Below are 285 nucleotides of genomic sequence, written 5' to 3' on the forward strand. Positions count from 1 at the left end.
ATGCTCGGGTCGCCTGCGGCGTCCGTTGACGACGGCGCGACCGCGTCCCTTGGCCCGGTGGCGAAACTCCTCACTTGCGGTCGTAGAAGGAAGCTTGTTCCCACTGTCCGGGTGGGCAGCATGGTTCGAAGCCCGCAATCTCTTGTCCGATGAGACGACGCCACCTTTGGCGGAGCCCATCAAGAAAGCTGTGGACCGACTCGCCTTCAACGGGAACAACGGGTTCGGAGATCCGTTCGGCAAACAGCAAGCACGTTCGATCCTTAGCCGCCTCGCCGACGAGAC

This window comes from Luteitalea sp. (assembly GCA_009377605.1).
In the GTDB taxonomy this organism is placed as follows: Bacteria; Acidobacteriota; Vicinamibacteria; order Vicinamibacterales; family Vicinamibacteraceae; genus WHTT01.